Source organism: Synechococcus sp. ATX 2A4 (genome assembly GCF_024346375.1).
Classification (GTDB): Bacteria; Cyanobacteriota; Cyanobacteriia; order PCC-6307; family Cyanobiaceae; genus MW101C3.
Genome location: NZ_JAGQCV010000034.1, coordinates 1 through 255, shown reverse-complemented (window position 1 = coordinate 255; position 255 = coordinate 1). Strand labels below are relative to the sequence as shown.

Here is a 255-nt window from a genome sequence, read left to right as displayed (position 1 = left end):
ACGCACCATAAATAGGTTCGTAAGGGCTGCCAGCACGTTTACCTTGCAGCGGTTCTTGAGCATGCCCCGCAGCCGGGTCTTCTGAAATCCGAACTGCTGCTTGATCACGCGGAACGGGTGCTCACCCATGGCACGGATATGAGCTTTGGCTGTTTCGATCAGATCATCCATTCGTCCATCCGCTGTATTGGGCAGGGCGCGCCGCTTGCCTGGTCGCATGGCAACCCGGAAGGTGGTGGGCTTGCCCTCCATTTC

The 255-nt window shown here is 58.0% G+C and carries 1 protein-coding gene; it reads right to left on the bottom strand.

Annotated elements, in window-relative coordinates; all coding sequences use genetic code 11:
* Positions 1–255, bottom strand: a 255-nt coding sequence (locus KBY97_RS14865; RefSeq protein WP_399217934.1) for a transposase, incomplete at both ends; no start/stop codon positions are given.